Raw genomic sequence first — 18,154 nt, 5'->3', positions numbered from 1 at the left:
ACACAAGCAAAACATTAATTAAGTTTGGCTCTTTTTTCACAAACTCTCGATATTCAGCTCTTGTTCTGATTAAAAATGACGTTTTCGAGGTCTAAATGATACTGGTTTTCGTTATCTTGTGAAAAACTACGCTTCATCAACAAAAACCACCCTGATTGCGCTTCTAAAATGAACGTTTTGTGAAAAGCGTTCATTTTATGACAAAAATTGAATTTTTCAGGACAAGAAAGCGGTCTTTATGTGTGGAAATGATACGATGTCGTTGTAGAAAAGTGTCCGTATATGTGTTTAATGGATTGTAGGTAGTCAAAAAGGAGTTTTTGTCTTTTAATTATTAAACGAAATTAGGATACTTTTGTGTATAATTGAAATTTTCAAACAGATGGATTTAGCATAATTATCCCATATAGACTAATTAAAGCGATGAAATCCTTAATGTTGTATATGTCGATGAAAAAGAAGTATTGATTGTGATTCTTTGAAAAGAACGGGTTATTGAATATCATGGTGATGTAAAACTATTTCTTATTTAGAAACGGCTACGGATAAGTGAGGAACGCCATATAAAACACTTCAAAAACAATGGTGTGGATACACATTTAAACAAGCAAATGACTATGATGTAGAAGGCTTGAATTATAGATTGATACCCTCTTTTAGCAATACAAAAATTTACGGAAATAACATTAGCATCTATACCAACAATACCAACAATACCAACTCCTAAAACGCCTACATTATCTTAAACTGGAGTAAACAGTCACGTGCTACTTATAGCGGTATGCGTGTTTGTGTTGAATTTCTAATCGTTTTCAAAATAGAAAAGGTCAGTCTTAGACCCAGAAAGGAATAAAAAATGAAAAAAATAATGACTACGATCTTAATCGTTCTTGTCTTGGTATCAGGATGTTCTAAATCAAACAAACCAACTGATGAACAAAAAGCAAAGCTCAATGAAGCTTCAGATCGTTTAATGAACGCAAATGCAATTGATATGGACTTAACACTTGAGATGAAACCAGAAAAGCGTGAACAGCTTAATGATGCGGTATCCGCAAATATGGGAATACAATATGCGAAAGGTGAATCAGTCCTTGATTTTGATTTGATTTTCAAAATCAACGTACCTGATGAAAAAGATGCATCAATGAACATCTATAAAAAAGGTTCTGATGTTTATATGGACTTTATGGAACAAAAAATGAAGATCGATCTTAAACAAATTCCACAAGTTGGTATGTTCTTAGAATTACCACTTAACGATATGCAATCAGAACCGGTTGATATTAATTTTGAAAAAGCAACCGTTGTATCGGAAAACAATCAACTGGTGTATACCTTTGACTTAAATGACTTCTTACAATCCGAAACTTTTAAAAATGCGTTGGAAGAACAAGGTCAAGATGTGGACTTAGATTTCAAGCAAGGTCAAGCGATTGTGAAGGTTGGGGAAGAGATTGAGAACATCGACCTGAGTTTCATGGTCACCGAAAAAAAATCAATGGAATCGATGGAATTATTGATTACGATTGAAGTAGTTGGGTTAAATGATTCAGTAGAAATGTCATTCCCAAACTTTGATGCATTCATCGACATGACTCAGCTATACCAGTAAATATTAGTAAAATTTACGCAATAAAAAAAGCAAGAAAATAACATTTCTTGTTTTTTTATTACATTGCATTAATCTTGTAAACTGATAAAATAAACTTAGAAGAAGCCAAGAATTGGCCTTGGGAGGTAGTATGAAAGTTTTAGTTACAGGTGGTGCTGGTTATATTGGGAGTCATACATGTGTTGAATTATTAAACCAAGGATTTGAAGTTGTTGTGGTTGATAATTTAAGTAACTCAAGTGTCGAAGCACTCAAACGTGTTGAAGCAATTACTGGAAAAACCGTTACGTTTTATGAAACCAATGTTCTTGATAAACCAAGCTTAAATGCAATCTTTGAAAAAGAATCCGTTGATGCTGTCATTCATTTCGCAGCCTTAAAAGCAGTTGGTGAAAGTGTATCCAAACCTTTAGAGTATTATCAAAATAATATTACAGGTACACTTACACTTTGTGAGGTAATGCGTGATAATAATGTAAAGAATATTATCTTTAGTTCATCCGCAACAGTTTACGGAGCACCTAAAACGGTTCCAATCAATGAAACATTCCCACTTTCCACGACAAGTCCATATGGAAGTACAAAACTCATGGCAGAGGATATGTTGCGTGATTTAAATATTGCGGATCCTTCATGGAATGTTGTAATTTTACGTTACTTTAATCCAATTGGTGCTCATGAATCGGGAACGATTGGTGAAGATCCAAAAGGTATTCCAAATAACCTTGTACCTTACATTACTCAAGTAGCAGTTGGAAAATTAGATCATCTATCTGTATTTGGAGATGACTATGACACGGTTGATGGTAGTGGTGTTCGCGATTACATTCATGTGGTTGATATTGCTTTAGGCCATGTGGCAGCCCTTAAGAAAATGACAGAAACACCGGAATACCGCGTTTATAATCTTGGTACAGGTCAAGGCTATTCGGTTCTTGAGATGGTTAAAGCATTTAGTGATGTTGTGGGACATGAAATTCCTTATGAAATTAAAGAACGTCGTCCTGGTGACATTGCGGAATGTTATGCCGATCCACAAAAAGCTCGTGAAGAGTTAGGATGGGAAGCAAAACGCGATCTTCATAAAATGTGTGAAGATTCATGGAACTGGCAAAAATCAAATCCTAACGGATATGAACAATAATCTTAAAAAAGAGATCGCACGCGATCTCTTTTTTAACGTGCTGATTCAAGTTGAATGCGGGAAGTAATAATTTGTGGATAAATCTCATTCCCGTCTACCATAAACTTAAATTGCCCCACTTGCTCATTCACATTCACAGCCATAAATCCATCAAGTTTTGGTTCATCATAATGATAGACAAGATTTTTGGTTGTAGCAGTAAAAATAACGTGAGGTACCTTATCAATCATTTGGTTGGAAATACTCATCTGTTCAAAGTTACGTGCTTTCGAGTAAATATAAAAATAAGCATTGTCCTGGGTATCGCGTATGAAGTAAAACCCTTCGTTAACTATAGACAGTTCGTTTTGTATGGTGGATAAACAAAGATCCGTATGACTTACAGTTCGGATTCCATCATGCATCGACTCAGCACTGCTTTTCGCATTACATCCAGTAAGTGCAATAAGTAAGATTACAAAAACCATGAAACGCTTCATAAACACGCCCCCCTTTACAGTCATTGTATCACTAAGATATAACAGTTACTTTAAGGATATTGCTATCATTGTGTAATTACGGTGAGATTTAAAATTTGTAGGTACTACCTTGTTGGCGTGCACCCAAAAAATAAAACGGACAATGTATAATTGAAAGTGTATAAGGAGGGCTTTTCTATATGCAATATGTTTACATGTTTTCTGAAGGAAGTGCAGCGATGCGTCCAACCCTAGGTGGTAAGGGTGCAAACCTCTGTGAAATGACCAATTTGGGGTTACCGGTACCTCAAGGATTTGTAATCAGTACGGATGCGTGTCTTCATTACTATGAAAAAGATCATGCGATCGCGCAAAACATCCTTGATGAGATATTTGAAAATCTTAAAAAGTTGGAATCGTTAACGGGTAAAACGTTTGGTGGAACGGATAAACCATTGCTTGTATCCGTTCGAAGTGGTGCTCGAGTTTCTATGCCAGGGATGATGGATACCGTCTTGAATCTCGGTTTGAATGATCAAGTGGTCGAAGCGCTGGCCAAAGATAATGAAAAGATGGCTTATGACTCGTATCGACGTCTAATTCAAATGTATGCGGATGTGGTTATGGGGATTGAAAAGATGAAGATGGATCGTGAGGTTGCTTTAGTGGTCCATAAATATGGTGTTGACAGTGATCATGATTTGAGTGTTATCGCTTTAAAGGAATTGATTCAACGTCTTAAAGAAACGTATCGTATTGAAGTGGGTGAACCATTCCCGGATTCTCCTCAAGTTCAATTGGTGCATGCTGTAGAGGCAGTCTTTAGAAGTTGGAATAATCCAAGAGCGAAGTATTATCGTAAAATGCATGATGTTCCCGATGATTGGGGAACTGCGGTAAATATTCAAGAAATGGTTTTTGGAAATCGTGGCGAAGGGTGTGCTACAGGTGTTGCGTTTTCTCGAAATCCGGCAACCGGTGAGCATGAACTTTACGGTGAATTTTTATACAATGCTCAAGGAGAAGATGTTGTTGCGGGAACACACACACCGCTACCCATCTCAACACTCAAAGAAACGATGCCAGAGGCATATCATGAATTTGAACGACTCGCAGAAAAACTTGAAAAGCGTTACCATGATATGCAAGATATGGAGTTTACCATTGAGAAAGGAAAACTCTTTATGTTGCAGACACGAAGTGGAAAACGAACGGCTCAATCAGCTGTGAAAATTGCTTATGATATGGTTCATGAAGGAACCATTACCAAACAAGAAGCCATCAACAATCTTGATGTATCCATTTTGGATGGATTACTCCATCCTCAATTTGATACCGAAAACCTAAAAACAATTGAACCGATTGCGAAAGGATTACCGGCATCACCCGGTGCATCAAGTGGTATGATCGTCTTTGATACGCTTACGGCAGTCAAATACACGCAAAAAGGAAAACCTGTTATATTAGTTCGTTTAGAGACATCACCTGAAGATATTGAGGGGATGCATCTAGCTGAGGGAATTCTCACAAGTCGTGGTGGGATGACCTCACATGCTGCGGTTGTAGCGCGTGGGATGGGGAAATCCTGTATTGTAGGATGCAGTGATGTGATTGTGCATGAAGATAATACCTGTGAAATTGATGGTAAGGTTTATAAACTCGGTGACGAAATCTCAATTGATGGAGGAACCGGTTGTGTTTACCATGGTCGACTTAAAACACAAGAAGCAACCATGTCACAGGAATTTGAAACCCTCCTTGAATGGGCGGATGCATTGAGTCCCATTGATGTATACACCAATGCCGACACACCAAGTGATGCGCAAACCGCAATTGAGTTTGGTGCGAAAGGGATAGGATTAATTCGTACTGAACACATGTTCTTTGAACGTGATCGTATTCGTGCAATGCGTGAGATGATATTAAGTAGAACACCCAAACAACGTGAGGCTGCATTAACGAAAATCTTACCCATTCAACGAAAGGATTTCGAAGCAATCTTTACGGTAATGGAAAATCGAAGTGTTACTGTGCGCTATCTCGATCCACCCTTACATGAGTTTATGCCAACCACAACCCAAGAAATTGAGGAATTGGCAGAATCAATGAACTTGGGCGTTGCGGAGATTAAGACAGTCATGAGATCGTTACATGAATATAATCCAATGATGGGACATCGTGGTTGTCGTCTTGCAATCACGTATCCTGAAATTGCGCTTATGCAAACACAAGCATTGATTGAAGCTGCAATCAATGTCAATCAAAAAGGTCACCATGTGAATCCAGAAATCATGATTCCACTTGTAGGTGACGTCGATGAGTTTAATTATCTCGCAACTCGTATTCGAAACCTTGCGGATGCATTAATTGAGAAGTCGGGAGTAGAAGTTCATTATCGTATTGGTACCATGATTGAGCTTCCGCGTGCATGCTTGCTCGCTGATAAGATTGCGGAAGAGGCAGAATTCTTCTCATTTGGTACCAATGATCTAACTCAGATGACTTATGGGTTTTCACGTGATGATGCAGGAACGTTCTTAAAAGATTATTATGATAAAGGTATTTATCAAAATGATCCCTTCGCATCTTTAGATCAGGAGGGTGTAGGACAATTAATTAAACTTGCGATAGCAAAAGCACGCGGCGTAAAACCAGACTTAAAGATTGGAATTTGTGGTGAACATGGTGGTGATCCACGTTCGGTTAAATTCTTCAGAGATGCTGGATTTAATTATGTATCCTGTTCACCATATCGTGTCCCTATTGCACGCATTAGTGCAGCACAAACTGTCTAAAAGAAAACACCTCGTTTTAAACGAGGTGTTTTTTGTATTGTTTAGGCATCGGGTGAGGCACATGCTTTGGTACCATCACTGATGTAGATATTAATATGGTCGGTTGTGGATACAAATTGGTTGTTTTTGGAAGCACGTACAACCGTTCCTTTTTCACCACATTCCGCAACGCGAGTCACATCATAGGTGATGTGTGCGCCTTTACCACTGAATTCATAGAAATAAGCCGGTAAATCGCCTTCTGTCAAGCCTACAAGACCTTTAATATAAGGTTGACCAATGGAGTAGTAAACAATCACAATCGTCTCAGGATCATCGTTTAGAATAGTTCCTGGTTCTGTGTTTTGTTCAACAAAAGCGCCATAGGGGTAATTCATTGTGTAAATTTGTTTTTGAATTACTTGGGCACCCATTGAATTGATTGTATCGAAAGTATTGAGATCAGAAGAGGAATAATCAGGAACACGTACGGCTTTCCCTTTTGAAATTACGAAGGTAAGTTCATCATTTTTCGCAACTTTCTCTGCTGCACTCACGCTTTGTGAGATCACACCGCCTGCTTCGATTTTGTCATCAAATTGTTCTTCATAGGTAAAGTTACTTACAAATTCTTTTTCTTTTGCCCAAAGTTCAATATCCATCTTTGTTCGATTTTTAAAGTCTGGAACGATGATGTTTTTTTCGTATTTTTCCGGTCCATTAGAAATTTTAATAAGTGCTTTGTTTTTACGTTGGAAATGATCTTTCGTTACATTTTTATCTTTTATTTCAAATGAGATAAAATTACCCTTTGCGACATCTTTGGAGAATACATTTTCGACTTGGATGTAACGCATTTTTTGGTCTTCAATCCATGCATTGATTTCAGTTCCATTAAGTTTTTCAAAATCAGGGAGCTTAATGACTTCTTCAAGATTGGGTCCCTTACTAATCACGACACTTACCAAGCTGCCTTTACGGATTTTAGTTTTGGGTTCGAATTCTTGTGAGATGATAACATTTTCATCGTATTCCAAACTGAATTCATCTTTGAAGTCTACTTCGACTTTGTGTCTTTTAGCCCATATCTCGACTTCTTGACGTTGTTTGTCTGTAAAGTCAGGCATGATTGTATGAGATTGTTTATTCCAAATTACACCGATGAGCAGCAGTGATAGGACCATACCGATTGCGATAAAAACCATCTTTTTTTGTTTTTTTGCTTTATAGGAGGGATCAAGTTCCGTTTCTTCTTCACGCACATAGAAGCGCTCCTCATCCTGATAGGTGCTTGTGGATTCAAGGTCATCCATTTCTATGACTTTCTTTTCAGATTTTTCAGTTCCTATATGTATTTTATTTCGGTCATAAACACCGGGTTTAAACTGATCAAGAAAATTACTCATTCAAGTCACCTCTACTAATTTCTTCCAATGATCCTTTTTTTAGATATAAAATTTTATCGGCTTGTTTAGCGATTTCTTGGGAGTGCGTCACAACAATAACGCATTTCTGGTGATCATGGGCAAGATGTTGGAAGATATTAATGATTTCAGCTTCCATTTCTTCATCCAAGTTACCAGTCGGCTCATCCGCTAGAATTACATCCACATTGGTTGATAAGGCACGCGCAATCGCAACTCGTTGTTGTTCTCCACCGGAAAGCATGGTTACAAGACGATCGGCCTTGCTTCGGGTAATGCCAATAAAATCAAGAAGATTGTATGCAACTTCTTTTGTTTCTTCGGGAAGTTGGTTGGCAGTGATGTTCATGGCTACAAGTACATTTTCGACAGCCGTTAAATGAGGAATAAGATTATAACTTTGAAAGATAATTCCTATTTGGTCGCGTCGATACTCGGCAAGTCCAATCTCGGAGATGTTTTTATCTTTATAGTAAACAGCACCTTCACGCGGTGTATCAAGTGCACTCAGTAGGGATAAAAAGGTCGTTTTTCCAGATCCGGATTGGCCCAAAATGGCATAAAAGGTACCGGCTTCAAAACTGGTATTTACATCACGTAAAATAAAGCGACGTTGATCCCCATCTTGGTAAAAATAATTAATGTTTTTGGTTTCTAATAGTTTCATGATCGCGCTCCTACATTAAGATTTTCTTTGGTTTCATGCGTGTAACATAAAACATTGGAAGGATGCTTGAAGCAACCGCAACACCTGCACCCAAGAGATAGACAGACAAGACATAAGAAGGGGACAGTTCAATGCGATAATCTTCATTCACTTCAATCATATTAATTGAAGGGAGATAAGAACTTTCCGTGTCAATAAATACGTCATCCATATAAGAATCCGAAATAAGAACATCTGAGACCTTATTCGCAAGCATTAAACCCGTTCCAAACGACAAGGTTAGACCCATAAGTGTAATCATAAGCACCTCAAGGGTTACTTGCCCTAATACACCCCATTGACGATCTCCTAACGCAAGATAAATTCCCATCTCATGTTTGCGATCTCTTAAAAAGAGAATCACCACAAGGGAAAGCACGATCGTTGTGGTAATGGCTGCACCTTTTAAGGTATAGTCTGCCATCACATTCAACATTGCCATGGGTGCTGCAATCATTTCAAACGATTGTTGGGAGGTGCGAACCATGAGGCCATCCTCCAAAAGCTCTTTTGCTTGTTGTGTAAATGCGTTTAAATCTGCTTCCGATTCCATCACAAATACGGAATCTCTATAGTTATATTTTTCTTCATTATAGATTGAGTCATTACCGAGGATATCAATCCCTTGTGCTTCCGCAATCTTCGCTTCTTCAGCACGTAGCGTTCGTAAACGATGATTAGGAATGTAGATTCGGTTATACATGGAGGCAAGACCCCAGTTTTCATTATCGGATTTTTGACTAAACGATACCGGTTTAAACGATCCTACAACTTTAATTTTAAAGCTTATGTTTTGCGCTGCTTCACTCTCATTAACACCATAATTAGGGAGCATCGTTTTAAGTTCGATGACTTCATCAAGACGAATGTTATTTTCAGTCATAACTAAATCCGAAAGAATGACTGGATAGACATCAGACTTTAAATCATCATCGGTAAAGGTTCGTCCTGACGTGAGTTCGATACGACCGGTTTTCGTATCGAGAAGGTCAAGATATTCGACACCTTGAAATGAGAAATAGTGAATCGGCTCTTCAGTATCTGCACGATCTCGTGCATGAGGCATTTGATAGGATTTTAGAGAACGCGATTGAATATCATGCTTTAACGCGTAATCAAAAAATGCGACCTCAGGGAGTTTTCCTAATTTTTGAATGGTTGATTCGCTAATCTTAAGCGTTTCGAAATCAATACGATCAAAGGCTTCGTAGTCAAGCGCTACGGTTGCATTATAACCCAGCTTCTCCTTAAGATTTGTTTCAACACGTGATGTGCCTTGTTTAATAGCAAATGTTCCTGCGATTAAGTTACCGAGTATAAATACAACGGTTAAAAGAATTAAAGATTTCCCTTTTCGTCGTGAGACACTCAACCAGGCTCTTTTAAAATGATTCATGATACCTCCTACTGTACTGCTTGCAATAGTACGCCTGAATTTATAATAGCGTTTACATTACCGTAAAGCAAGAAAAATAACACAAGAGGAAAAGATATTTATATTATGTGCGAATTGAAGTGGATTAGTGTATAAACATTTCAAAATTATGTTGGTTTTTAATAAAATTTCATTCCGTAAAACTAAATTTATGATATGATTTATACGGTTAAAAGGAGAAGGAAATGAAAAAAATAATTGTAGCAGTATTATTTTCACTTGTACTTGTCGGATGTTCCGCAAATAAGAACGTTTGTACAGTAGAAGCTGATGGCATTAAACGTACACTTAAGTTGGAAGTGAAAAATTCTGAGGTTGTTGGTTTAGAAGAAGAAACCGTAATCCAAATGGATAAAGCAACTCAAATGAATACCTATGATGACTTGTATAAGCAATTTGCTGAATCAAAAGTAACAGATGGTGTTACCTTTGAATATGAGAAATCCGATACCGCAATCACAGTTAAAACAACTGTCGATCTTGCAGTTGCTAAAGGTACTCAATTAGAGAAATATTTCTCATACCTAAGCAAGTCTGGTCAAAAAATAATTCTTGATCAAGAAGACTTAAACGTTGATGCTGTTAAAGCAGTTCTTGAATCAGAAGGTTCATTCAGCTGTTCAGGAAAATAATATAAAAAGCATCCGGCATCGGGTGTTTTTTTATATCTAAAATAAAGAGATTGATACCAAACGTTACTTTGAAAACATAAAACCCTTATAATAAAAGCTAAGGAGGGTTTGAATATGCATCATAAAATTCGTAATTTTAGAGATTTAGGAGGGATTCCTGTAAAGGGAGGCCACGTAAAATACCATAAACTTCTAAGAGGGGGTCCCTTATATGATTTGGATGAGACTACAATTGCACATCTCATCAATGAATACCACTTGAAAACGGTTATTGATTTACGATCCGATCGTGAAATTGAAGAAAAGCCAAATATGGTCATTGATGGTGTTGAAGATGTTCATCTTGATATCATGACCAAAGCACAACAAAATGCAGACCCGGAGAAAATGGCACTTAAATATCGACGTGAAATTTCTACGGAACACATGAAAGGTTTAAACCGATTGTTCGTGGAAAGTCACTACGCTCGTGATGAGTATCGTACATTTTTTAAATATCTCCTTAATAATAAAGAGGGATCTCTCTATTTTCACTGTACAGCAGGTAAGGACCGAACAGGTTTCGCGGCGGCTCAAATTCTTAAAATATTGGGTGCGAGTGATGAAGAAATCTTAGCGGATTACCTTGAAACCAATACGATGACTCATGAACTTGTTGAAAAAGAATTGGCGGGATTTAAGGTTAAAGAAAATCTAACGGACGATCAAGTAGATAATATTCGGGGATACATGACGGTTGATACAAGCTATCTCAAAGAAGCATGGGATGCGATTAAAGAAATCTACGGAGACTTTGAAACCTATGTATCTAAAGGTCTATTACTTTCAGATGAAGATGTGGAAACACTTAAACAAATTTATATTGAAATCTAACGGTTGCCATTGGCAATCGTTTTATTATAAATTATGGTATAATATTCACGAAAGTTTCACAAAGTGATTTGAGGGGTTTAGATTCATGGCATCTCGTTTTAAAAAATGTATTAATGTTATTCTCGTGTTCGCATTGATTGGTATTCAACCCATCGATGCCTTTTCACGTAAAGACTATGAGCGTGATGAGGGGTATTATCATGAATTGTGTTCGGGTGCTAAGGCTCGCGATCATCAGGACGAATGTACCGGATTCACAGAATATATTAATGAAAAACTTGCCGACTCGGAAACCTTATTGCGGCGTATTCGTGAGCAGAAAGATACTGTTTTAGAAGAAATTGAAGATAATAATGAATTGTTAGAGGTTTATCAAAAAGAAATTCTTGTTTTAAAAGAACGTGTTACAGAAATACAAGAGAGTATTCGAACGATCGAAGCTGATGTTGTTGAGACGGAAGCTAAGATTGAAGTGTTTGAGAAAAAAATTAAAATATTGGAAGAAAAGGTAAAGCTTAATATTCGCGCTTCGCAATCTTCGCTTTATGTTAATAATTATATCGATTTTGTATTTGGTGCTGCAGATTTTGTAGATTTGATTCGAAGAATGGAAGGCTTAACTCGTATTAAGCAAAGTAATGATGGGGTCGTTAATGAATTGATTGAAGCGCGTAAGGCTTTTGATGAAGAGAAAGATCACTTACTTTCTCAGAAGGAACAAATGGAAGCGAAGGAAGCATCAGTTAAAAAAGAGGAACATGACATTAAAGTTTATCAGATGGAAGTTCGAGATTTAATTCAATCGTTAATGGCAAAACATCAAGTTCTTGAAGATCAAAGTAAAGAGGTTCAAGAAAAGCTGAGTTTTGAAAATAAATTGTTCTTAGACCTGCGTAATTTACCTAATGAAAATGGATTTGTACGACCGCTTAAGTCGAACTATTGGGTATCAACGGGTACGTGGCATTATGCGAAGGGTGGTCGTCATATGGGGGTCGATCTGGCGCATATTGATGCCCGTGTTGGAATGGATATTTTAGCACCAGGGTCTGGAATAATTACGGGAACGCAAGGTGGCTGTCCAACCTATGGCTCTTATCCTCGTGGAAATTGTAATGGGGGATGGGGTAATTATCTTACAATGATGTTTAGTGTGAATGGAAAGGTTTATGGAGCGCTGTTTGCGCATCTTGAAGAAAACTCGTTCAAGATGTCACCGGGTTCTGTGGTTCGCGCTGGTGATGTGATTGCGAATATGGGATCTTCAGGATTATCTTCTGGTCCTCACCTACATCTTGAAATTTATTATCTTGGATCTGATAGTATTGAGGCTGCATACGATCGATGGGATGGAAATATCACGTTTGGCACGGGTGGTGCAAATTGGGGTAATGGTTGGGAGAAACGTTGTGAAATGAATAATCATGATGCACCCTGTCGCGAAAACCCCATGAAACTATTTAATTACACCTATGAAGCAGAATATTAAAAGTCGAGTGAAAATCTCGATTTTTTATTTTTTTTGAACATATCCATTGACAAAAAAGAAGAACAAAGTTATTCTTTTGTTGCAAACGTTTCGCATTTAAACGAACTAATGTGAATTTAGGGTAACACCTAAATCATTCATATTTAGGAATTGCAAGGGCACGAAGGTGAGGATTTAAAATGAAAAAATTAGGTTTAATGTTATTAGTCTTGATGATGCTTGCAGGGTGTCAGTCACAAAAAAAAGATGAATCTGGAAAATTAAAGGTAATGACAAGTTTTTATCCACTCTATGATTTTGCGCAAAAAGTCGGAGGGGACAAAGTATCTGTTGAAAATATCATTGAAGGTGGGGAAGCACATGGTTATGAACCCAGTGCAAATGACATTATTCGCATTCAAGAATCTGATGTTTTTATCATTAATGGAGCAGGTTTTGAGGCATGGGCTCCCAAAACATTACAAAGTGTAAAAAATGATAAATTAAAGATTGTGGATACAAGCCAAGGTGTTACCCTTCATGAGGGCCATGATCATGACCATGACCATGACGATCACGATCATGAGGAACATCATCACGGAGAATATGATCCACATATTTGGATGAATCCGATGAATGCGTATCAACAAATGAAAAATATTAAAGATGCTTTTGTGGAAGTAGATCCCGAAAACAAAGATTATTATGAAGAAAACTTTAAACGCTTTGGTGCGGAATTTGAATCATTGAGTAATGATTTTGAGAATAAGTTACGAAATGTGAAAAATAAAGAAGTTGTCGTCGATCATACTGCCTATGGATATATGCTTGAACCTTATGGTATCGAACAAGTTGCAATCGCAGGAAGTCTCTTAAGTAGTGAGCCAACTGCAAAACAAGTTGATGAATCCATCCAGTATATAAAGAGTCAAAACATTAAGGCTATTTATATGGAATCACTCAGTAATGATAAATTACTCCAAACGATATCCAAAGAAACAGGTGTAAAAATCTTGAAGCTCAATACACTTGAGAGTTTATCAAAGCAAGATTTAGAAAACGGAAACGATTATTTTAAAGTCATGAATGAAAACTTAGAAAGTCTCGTTGAGGGCTTGTCGCTCTAATGATTAATAAACGAAAGAGTGTAAGTATACTCATAGTGCTTTCACTCTTTTTTTCAACCTCGACCATTCATGCACTATCTGAAAATGACTTTAAAAAGGATGAAGCATATTTTCATGACTTATGCTCAGGTCAGGCATCACGTGACCATGAAACTTTATGCAGTCAATTTACAGAGTATATAAATCAAAAAATAAGTGATTCGCAAACCCGTCTAAAAAATATCGAAAAACAAAAAGACGATATTAGTACATCAATTGAAAATCAACAAGAAACGATACGGGTGTATCAAGAAGAAATTAACGCGCTCTCTACAACAGCTCGGGAATTAAAGGCTTCAATCACCGCAATCAACGAAGACATTAAACAAACGCAAATCAATATCGATGTCTATCAAAAAGAAATCGATGTATTAAATGAAAAAGTAAAGAAAAATATTGCGACGTCTCAATCACAGCTTTATGTAGATCCACTTGTAGAGTTTGTTTTTGCAGCCGTAGATTTTGTCTCCCTAATTCGCCGTGTCGAAGGTATTGCACGTATCAAAGAAAGCAATGATATTACCGTTAATAAATTAATTCAAGCAAAGAAGGTATTTGATTTAGAAAAAGAACACTTGAACCATCAACGACGTGAGTTAGAAAAAAAGAATAAACTCATTGAAGAACAAGAAACGATTAAGAAAACATATATGGAAAAAGTCAAAAAGACGATTGCATCTTTAATGGAAAAGAATAAAGCGCTCGAACTTCAATATGACGAACTCCAGGAAAAAATTGACCTTGATAGTCGATTGTTAAGTCGTATTTCAAGTTTAGAAGAAACAAATGGCTTTATTCATCCGGTTGAAAGTGGGTATTGGGTATCGGCGGGAACGTGGACCTATCCCTGGGGAGGCCGTCATATGGGGGTAGACTTGGCTTCCGTTACAGGATCAATCGGTCTCAATATAGTGGCACCGGGATCGGGACTTATTACTGCAGTTAATGGGGGCTGTCCCACATATGGATCTTATCCAAATGGATCTTGTAATGGGGGATTTGGTAATTATATTACCATGATTTTTAAGACCAATGGTATTGTTTATGGCGCGATGTTTGCGCATCTAAAAGAAGGTAGTATGAATGTATCCCCTGGTGATATCGTTTCGGGGGGAATAGTGTTAGCTCAAATGGGCTCTTCGGGTTTGTCCATGGGTCCGCACTTACATCATGAACTTTACTATCTTGGTGAGGATTCAATTGAAGCTGCGTATGACCGATGGGATGGTTCGGTAACCTTTGGTACTGGTGGTGCTTATTGGGGGAATGGCTGGAATATGCGTTGTGATACTAATGGACGAAGTATACCTTGTCGTGAAAATCCAATGACGATCTACCAATACACACTCGGAGGTGAATATTGATGCGAAAATACCTATCCCACGGCGTCATCCTATTAATTATTATCGTATGTTCGTTATTAAGTGTTTACTTTCAAAATCATGCCGTTATGGCACAGTCCGTGGAGAGTAAACAGGAGGCTTTGTATCAAGGTACAGTGACTAAAGTACGAACCGAAAAAGATGAGACTTCTAAAATGACAAAATTATTTTTAGACGTATATTCTGAATCCTTTCCCTATCTCAATAAAACAATCTCAATCGAACAATCCTTGAGTGAAAATACGGCTCAAGCCCTTCTTCCGTTACAAAAAGGTGACTCCGTTCTGTTGAATCAAACAACCAACGATGAGGGCGTACAGTACACCCTCAACGGTCCAACCCGCAGCATGCGTGTATTTGTCGTGATTGGGATATTTAGTATCATCTTACTCCTTATTGCTCGAAGACAAGGCTTGAAAACGTTAATCTCGTTTGCGTCAACGGTTTTTGTGGTAGGAACTGTCTTTATACCAGGTATTTTAGCCCAACAAAATATGTATCTTTTGATACTAATTGTGTCCTTGTGTATAACACTTTTGTCATTTATCACATTATCCGGATTTTCCAAGAAAACAATGGCTTCGATTGTGGGAACACTGGGTGGTGTTCTGGTCGCAATTGTATCAGCGATGCTTATTGTCTTTTTTTTGAAGATTCGAGGCGCGGCTTCAGAAGAATATTCCTATATTGCGATGATGAATCGCGAACAGCCTTTCAATGTAAATCAAATACTTTTTGGATCTGTGATAATCGGGGGCCTTGGCGCGATGATGGATATTTCAATGTCGATTGCTTCATCAATGTGCGAGATGATCGAAATCGAAGCTTCATTACCTAGACGTGATTTAGTGAAAGCGGGCATGAACGTAGGAATTGATGCGATTTCAACAATGGTCACAACATTAGTGCTCGCGTATACAGGAGGCGCGTTGCCATCCATAATTCTTTTGAATTTATATCAACGAAGTGGTACGTACATCCTTAATAGTTTGTGGTTTTCGGTTGAAGTCCTCCAAGCTCTTGTCGGTTCCATCGGTATGATGGCAGCCGTTCCGTTGACCGTATATTTTATGAGTTGGATTCAAAAGCGATCACGTCAAAAAGCTATCACAAAAACGTGAATCTAAATGGTTGTATAACATAGTTTTTCATATCTATGTGTGGTAGAATTATCATCAGTACAAATAGATGATAAGGGGTGTTTATATGAAAAAAACTATTGTACCAGAAGGGTATCAGTCCAGACTTGGTGTTTATGACACACAAACTGCGATTGGTTTTATTAAGCGTTGCTTCGAAGAGGCGCTCACAGGAAGTTTAAAACTAAAACGGGTTTCTGCGCCTTTGTTCGTGGCACGAAATTCGGGTTTAAATGATGACTTAAATGGTGTGGAGCGTCCTGTTCGTTTTGACGTTCCCTCACTGGATGCAGAGGGTGAAGTAGTACACTCCTTGGCAAAATGGAAACGCATGGCATTACATCAATATGATTTTAGAGAAGGAAACGGTCTTTATACGGATATGAACGCAATCCGTCGTGATGAAGAGTTGGACAACATCCACTCTATCTACGTGGACCAATGGGATTGGGAACGTGTGATTTCACGTGAACAACGTACCCTCGACTATCTTAAGGATACAGTTCAAAGTATCGTGAATGCGATTGTGGAGACATCAAGTCGCTTGCATACGAAGTATCAAGATGTGGATGTCATGATTGACTCTAATGTGGCCTTTATTACAAGTCAGGAATTAGAAGATCTTTATCCAAACCTGAGTTCTAAAGAACGTGAAAATACATTTGTTAGAGAACATCATACAACGTTTATCATTCAGATCGGTGATAAACTGAAGAGTGGAAAACCGCATGATAATCGCGCGCCTGACTATGATGATTGGTCTTTGAATGGAGATTTATTGTTCTGGCATGAACCGCTTGGGATTGCACTTGAATTATCAAGTATGGGAATTCGTGTTGATCGTGATGCGATGTTATATCAACTTAAAGAGGCAAAGCAAGAAGACCGCTTAAAGTATGATTTCCATAAGATGATCGTCGACGATGAACTACCACTGACAATCGGTGGTGGGATCGGACAAAGCCGTATGTGTATGTTGTTATTAGGAAATGCACATATTGGTGAAGTTCAAGTAAGTCTTTGGGATGATGAGACTTTAGATACATGTAAGGGTAAAATAGAACTCTTATAAATCAACACAAAAAAAACCTCTCGATTTAAATGGAACTAGGTCAGTTCCAATTGAGAGGTTTTTTTGTTTTAGAAAGCTGGTGAGAGTGTTGCGCTGTGTTCTTTTGTTAAGAATTTACGAACAGCATCACTGGTCATTGCTTTTTTAAGTGCTTGAATTTTAGCGTCATCTTTATTATCTTCACGAGCTACTAATGAAATCGCATAGTGTCCGTCTGATTTTTCTAAAATAAGGGCATCACTTGGTGTAAGTCCAACTTGTTTTATATAAGTAGGATAGTTGAATACAAGATCAACTTCTTCATATGCTTGATTTAAAGTTAAGAGATCAACTTCAATAAACTGATAGTTTTTATGATCTGTTACGTCTTTGATCGTTGCATCATATTTAACGCCATCTTTTAATGTAATGAGTCCAGCATCTTGCAAGATTAGAAGGGCACGTGCTTGGTTGACTGCATCATTTGGAATTGCAATTTTAGCGTCATCTTTAAGATCTTTAATGTCTTTAAGATCTTTAGAGTAGAAACCTACGATTGCGTCATAGATTGGCTGAATGCCGACAAGGGTTCCACTTTGACTCTTGTTGAACATTTCCATAAAAGGAACATGTTGGAAGAAGTTTGCATCGATTTCTTTATTATTAAGAGCAGTATTAGCTTGGGTATTGTCTGAAACGGATACAAGTTCAAGTTCATAGCCGTCTTTTTTCAATTCCTCTTTAGCAATTTCGACAACATCCGTCATTGGCATCATGTGTGATGCAACCTTTAACTTCATGTCATCTGGATTTTTTTTGGCGCCACATGCGGTAAGCATAAGCATTGCTGTGAGTAATACAAGTCCTTTTTTAATCATCTTTTCTCC

General features: G+C 37.7%; 15 protein-coding genes. 10 read left to right on the top strand and 5 right to left on the bottom strand.

Translation table 11 applies throughout. From position 1 onward, the window contains the following. Positions 1-856 precede the first annotated feature (856 nt). Positions 857-1,615 (top strand): hypothetical protein, encoded by a 759-nt coding sequence (locus LLS04_RS01620; RefSeq protein ID WP_323611566.1) that lies wholly within the window; start codon positions 857-859, stop codon positions 1,613-1,615. Positions 1,616-1,745: 130 nt separating this feature from the next. Continuing rightward, positions 1,746-2,759 (top strand): UDP-glucose 4-epimerase GalE, encoded by a 1,014-nt coding sequence (galE, locus tag LLS04_RS01615; protein WP_254006847.1) that lies wholly within the window; start codon positions 1,746-1,748, stop codon positions 2,757-2,759. A gap of 32 nt (positions 2,760-2,791) precedes the next feature. On the opposite strand, the gene LLS04_RS01610 is transcribed toward galE, so the two are convergent. After that, positions 2,792-3,238, bottom strand: coding sequence for a hypothetical protein (locus tag LLS04_RS01610; RefSeq protein ID WP_323611564.1), 447 nt, complete (start codon positions 3,236-3,238; stop codon positions 2,792-2,794). A gap of 179 nt (positions 3,239-3,417) precedes the next feature. Here LLS04_RS01610 and ppdK point away from each other — a divergent pair, with 179 nt between their 5' ends. Next, positions 3,418-6,012: a pyruvate, phosphate dikinase gene (gene ppdK / locus LLS04_RS01605; protein ID WP_323611563.1), complete on the top strand. Its 2,595-nt coding sequence runs from the start codon at positions 3,418-3,420 to the stop codon at positions 6,010-6,012. 41 nt (positions 6,013-6,053) lie between these two features. Here the strand turns inward: ppdK and LLS04_RS01600 are convergent, their stop codons facing one another. The 3 genes from LLS04_RS01600 to LLS04_RS01590 are packed head-to-tail and all read right to left on the bottom strand — an operon-like array spanning position 6,054 to position 9,517. Beyond that, entirely contained in the window at positions 6,054-7,397 is a 1,344-nt protein-coding gene (locus tag LLS04_RS01600) for a PASTA domain-containing protein (RefSeq protein WP_323611561.1), read from the bottom strand. Further along, positions 7,390-8,082 (bottom strand): ABC transporter ATP-binding protein, encoded by a 693-nt coding sequence (locus LLS04_RS01595; RefSeq protein ID WP_323611559.1) that lies wholly within the window; start codon positions 8,080-8,082, stop codon positions 7,390-7,392. The genes LLS04_RS01600 and LLS04_RS01595 overlap by 8 nt, the downstream gene beginning before the upstream one ends. A 10-nt stretch (positions 8,083-8,092) precedes the next feature. Further along, entirely contained in the window at positions 8,093-9,517 is a 1,425-nt protein-coding gene (locus LLS04_RS01590) for an ABC transporter permease (RefSeq protein WP_323611558.1), read from the bottom strand. A gap of 224 nt (positions 9,518-9,741) precedes the next feature. Between LLS04_RS01590 and LLS04_RS01585 the strand changes: the two genes are divergently transcribed. The 7 genes from LLS04_RS01585 (at position 9,742) to asnA (ending at position 17,288) form a co-directional block, all read left to right on the top strand. Further along, positions 9,742-10,188 carry a hemolytic protein gene (locus LLS04_RS01585; protein WP_323611557.1) on the top strand — a complete coding sequence of 149 codons (447 nt, stop codon included), beginning with the start codon at positions 9,742-9,744 and terminating at the stop codon, positions 10,186-10,188. Between the two features lie 114 nt (positions 10,189-10,302). Then, positions 10,303-11,061, top strand: coding sequence for a tyrosine-protein phosphatase (locus LLS04_RS01580; RefSeq protein WP_323611556.1), 759 nt, complete (start codon positions 10,303-10,305; stop codon positions 11,059-11,061). 85 nt (positions 11,062-11,146) lie between these two features. Further along, entirely contained in the window at positions 11,147-12,550 is a 1,404-nt protein-coding gene (locus tag LLS04_RS01575; RefSeq protein WP_323611555.1) for a murein hydrolase activator EnvC family protein, read from the top strand. A gap of 179 nt (positions 12,551-12,729) precedes the next feature. Further along, positions 12,730-13,656 carry a metal ABC transporter solute-binding protein, Zn/Mn family gene (locus tag LLS04_RS01570; RefSeq protein WP_323611553.1) on the top strand — a complete coding sequence of 309 codons (927 nt, stop codon included), beginning with the start codon at positions 12,730-12,732 and terminating at the stop codon, positions 13,654-13,656. Continuing rightward, positions 13,656-15,059 carry a murein hydrolase activator EnvC family protein gene (locus LLS04_RS01565; RefSeq protein ID WP_323611552.1) on the top strand — a complete coding sequence of 468 codons (1,404 nt, stop codon included), beginning with the start codon at positions 13,656-13,658 and terminating at the stop codon, positions 15,057-15,059. Before LLS04_RS01570 ends, LLS04_RS01565 begins: the two co-directional genes overlap by 1 nt. Continuing rightward, positions 15,059-16,198 (top strand): YibE/F family protein, encoded by a 1,140-nt coding sequence (locus LLS04_RS01560; RefSeq protein ID WP_323611551.1) that lies wholly within the window; start codon positions 15,059-15,061, stop codon positions 16,196-16,198. The genes LLS04_RS01565 and LLS04_RS01560 overlap by 1 nt, the downstream gene beginning before the upstream one ends. A gap of 85 nt (positions 16,199-16,283) precedes the next feature. Then, positions 16,284-17,288 carry an aspartate--ammonia ligase gene (asnA, locus tag LLS04_RS01555; RefSeq protein WP_013853277.1) on the top strand — a complete coding sequence of 335 codons (1,005 nt, stop codon included), beginning with the start codon at positions 16,284-16,286 and terminating at the stop codon, positions 17,286-17,288. Positions 17,289-17,356: 68 nt separating this feature from the next. On the opposite strand, the gene LLS04_RS01550 is transcribed toward asnA, so the two are convergent. After that, the gene (locus LLS04_RS01550; RefSeq protein ID WP_323611550.1) at positions 17,357-18,145 is read right to left on the bottom strand and encodes a MetQ/NlpA family ABC transporter substrate-binding protein; all 789 of its coding nucleotides are present in this window, start codon (positions 18,143-18,145) and stop codon (positions 17,357-17,359) included. Positions 18,146-18,154 lie beyond the last annotated feature (9 nt).

It is taken from the genome of Erysipelothrix enhydrae, from assembly GCF_035066605.1.
Classification (GTDB): domain Bacteria; phylum Bacillota_I; class Bacilli_A; order Erysipelotrichales; family Erysipelotrichaceae; genus Erysipelothrix; species Erysipelothrix amsterdamensis.
The sequence above is the reverse complement of the archived record's forward strand: the minus strand, read 5'-3'. Positions and strand labels throughout refer to the sequence as shown.

What these genes read in the sequence shown, in the direction of transcription:
- LLS04_RS01620 (WP_323611566.1), top strand. Translation starts at nt 857, where the DNA reads ATGAAAAAAATAATGACTACGATCTTAATCGTTCTTGTCTTGGTATCA.
- galE (WP_254006847.1), top strand. Translation starts at nt 1,746, where the DNA reads ATGAAAGTTTTAGTTACAGGTGGTGCTGGTTATATTGGGAGTCATACA.
- LLS04_RS01610 (WP_323611564.1), bottom strand. Translation starts at nt 3,238, where the DNA reads ATGAAGCGTTTCATGGTTTTTGTAATCTTACTTATTGCACTTACTGGA.
- ppdK (WP_323611563.1), top strand. Translation starts at nt 3,418, where the DNA reads ATGCAATATGTTTACATGTTTTCTGAAGGAAGTGCAGCGATGCGTCCA.
- LLS04_RS01600 (WP_323611561.1), bottom strand. Translation starts at nt 7,397, where the DNA reads ATGAGTAATTTTCTTGATCAGTTTAAACCCGGTGTTTATGACCGAAAT.
- LLS04_RS01595 (WP_323611559.1), bottom strand. Translation starts at nt 8,082, where the DNA reads ATGAAACTATTAGAAACCAAAAACATTAATTATTTTTACCAAGATGGG.
- LLS04_RS01590 (WP_323611558.1), bottom strand. Translation starts at nt 9,517, where the DNA reads ATGAATCATTTTAAAAGAGCCTGGTTGAGTGTCTCACGACGAAAAGGG.
- LLS04_RS01585 (WP_323611557.1), top strand. Translation starts at nt 9,742, where the DNA reads ATGAAAAAAATAATTGTAGCAGTATTATTTTCACTTGTACTTGTCGGA.
- LLS04_RS01580 (WP_323611556.1), top strand. Translation starts at nt 10,303, where the DNA reads ATGCATCATAAAATTCGTAATTTTAGAGATTTAGGAGGGATTCCTGTA.
- LLS04_RS01575 (WP_323611555.1), top strand. Translation starts at nt 11,147, where the DNA reads ATGGCATCTCGTTTTAAAAAATGTATTAATGTTATTCTCGTGTTCGCA.
- LLS04_RS01570 (WP_323611553.1), top strand. Translation starts at nt 12,730, where the DNA reads ATGAAAAAATTAGGTTTAATGTTATTAGTCTTGATGATGCTTGCAGGG.
- LLS04_RS01565 (WP_323611552.1), top strand. Translation starts at nt 13,656, where the DNA reads ATGATTAATAAACGAAAGAGTGTAAGTATACTCATAGTGCTTTCACTC.
- LLS04_RS01560 (WP_323611551.1), top strand. Translation starts at nt 15,059, where the DNA reads ATGCGAAAATACCTATCCCACGGCGTCATCCTATTAATTATTATCGTA.
- asnA (WP_013853277.1), top strand. Translation starts at nt 16,284, where the DNA reads ATGAAAAAAACTATTGTACCAGAAGGGTATCAGTCCAGACTTGGTGTT.
- LLS04_RS01550 (WP_323611550.1), bottom strand. Translation starts at nt 18,145, where the DNA reads ATGATTAAAAAAGGACTTGTATTACTCACAGCAATGCTTATGCTTACC.